Raw genomic sequence first — 1,736 nt, 5'->3', positions numbered from 1 at the left:
CGCGGCAGATCTCGCACAGCAAGAAGCGGCCCGACGCCGACGCGGACCTCCTCGAACTCGGCCCTCGGCGGCGGCCCCGTCGCCATCTGGGCCACCCCCGCGACCACCGGCAGCCCCTACCAGGCCCGCCTCATCGCGGAGTTCGGCCAGGGTGCCCAGATCACCGAGGTCCCCTGCCACGGTCTCGCCGACGCGGTGGAGACCGCCCGGGAGGACGCCGTCGACGTCGCTGTCGCGGCGGCAGCGGCGCTGACCCCTCGGGGTACGCGGTCCGTCGTCCTGGGCTGTACGCACTACGAACTCGTCGGTGAACGCATCCGGGAAGCCGTCTCGACGACGGGCAGCCCGCTGCCCGTCCTCTTCCGCTCCGCCGACGCCGTCGCCGCCCAGGCGCTGCGCCGGATCGGTGCCGAGCCGAACCCGCACGCCTCGCACACGGGCGGCCTGACCGTCCTGCTGAGCGGGCACACCGCCCGCCTGCCCGAAGCCGCGAGCACGTACGCCGAGGGGCGGCTGCTGACCGCCGCCTCCGTCACCCCCTGAACCACCTCTGACGGCTCTGACCCGGGGGCGGAAATCCTCCCGTGCCGCCGCCTTGGTGCAGGCGTACGCTGCGCTCCATGAGCGAGCACTCACGCCCGCCGTCGTCCTCGATGGAGGTCTGGACGGGCCGTGCGACCAACCGCGCGCAGTGGCTGCTGGCCTCGCTGGGCGCGGGCTGTCTGGCGCTGGGCATCGCCCTGGGTGTGGAGACCGCCTGGGAGCTGGACAGCGCCCCACTGATCATGTCGGTGGTGGGCTGCCTGGCGGCGGGCGTCCTGGGGCTGTTCGGCACGCTCGCCTTCGTCCATGTACGGGTGAGCGTCGACGGTGAGGCACTGGAGGTGCGCTGCGGCCACGTCGGAGTGCCGCGCCGCCGCATCCTGCTCGGCGAGGTCCGCACGGCCGAGGTCGTGCCGAGTGTCACGCCGCGGCACTGGGGCGGCTGGGGCTACCGGTGGCGGCCGGGCAAGGGCACGGCCGTGATCGTCCGCCGCGGTGAGGGCGTCATGCTGTGCCTGGGCGACGGACACACCTTCACCTTCACGGTGGACGACGCCGAGGCAGCCGTACGGGCCATCCGCCGGCATCTGGCGAAGGGACCGCAGCTCAGCTGAGCCGACGGGCGCAGGCGATGCCCGCGAGCACGCCGGCACCCGCCGTCACCTGCGTGAAGCTCAGCGCGTTGCCTATGGCGGAGAGCGCAGCCAGAGCCGAAAGGGCGGCAGCCGCGGTCAGCACCACGGGTGTCTGCCGGGTCGACGCCCACAGCGCCAGCATCAGCCAGGTGTAGGCCGCACCGAGCAGCAGCAGACCCGGCAGCCCCTGCTCGGCGGCGAGCTGGAGCGGCGCGGAGTGCGGCTTGCCGTCGGACAGGGCGGCGTCCCGGTTCGTGGGGCTCAGCTCGCGGAAGGTGTCGGGCCCGGTGCCGAGCAGCGGGTGTTCGCGGGTGAGGTCCAGGGCGTCCTGCCACAGGCCCACCCGGTACTCCGTCAGCTCGGTCTCGAGGGTGACCGTCACCTTGTGCGGGAGCGAGTCCTGCGCCACGGCGACGGTGACGCCTGTGACGGCCGTGGCCATCAGCGCGAGGGCCGCGAGCGGCAGCAGCCGGCGCCGTATACGCCCCGCCGCCAGGGAGCAGAGCAGGACGGCCAGTGCGGCCGTGAACCCCACGGGCGTGCCCACGAGCAGGGCTC

The 1,736-nt window shown here is 73.9% G+C and carries 3 protein-coding genes; 2 read left to right on the top strand and 1 reads right to left on the bottom strand.

All coding sequences use genetic code 11. The features are described 5' to 3' along the window. On the top strand, positions 1 to 543 hold a 543-nt coding region (locus H5J26_RS30720; protein WP_235981257.1), incomplete at its 5' end, for an aspartate/glutamate racemase family protein. Between the two features lie 77 nt (positions 544 to 620). Further along, positions 621 to 1,157, top strand: coding sequence for a hypothetical protein (locus H5J26_RS30715; RefSeq protein ID WP_181769213.1), 537 nt, complete (start codon positions 621 to 623; stop codon positions 1,155 to 1,157). Here H5J26_RS30715 and H5J26_RS30710 read toward each other — a convergent pair. Further along, the coding region (locus tag H5J26_RS30710) for an O-antigen ligase family protein (RefSeq protein WP_181769212.1) at positions 1,150 to 1,736 on the bottom strand (587 nt) is incomplete at its 5' end. The two genes, H5J26_RS30715 and H5J26_RS30710, sit on opposite strands and share 8 nt — an antisense overlap.

Source organism: Streptomyces albidus (ex Kaewkla and Franco 2022) (genome assembly GCF_013870515.1).
Taxonomy (GTDB): domain Bacteria; phylum Actinomycetota; class Actinomycetes; order Streptomycetales; family Streptomycetaceae; genus Streptomyces; species Streptomyces albidus.
Note: the sequence above shows the minus strand (reverse complement) of the source record. Positions and strands in the feature narration are given on the sequence as shown.

Excerpts from the sequence above, each read along its gene's own strand:
- H5J26_RS30715 (WP_181769213.1), top strand. The coding sequence starts at position 621 with ATGAGCGAGCACTCACGCCCGCCGTCGTCCTCGATGGAGGTCTGGACG.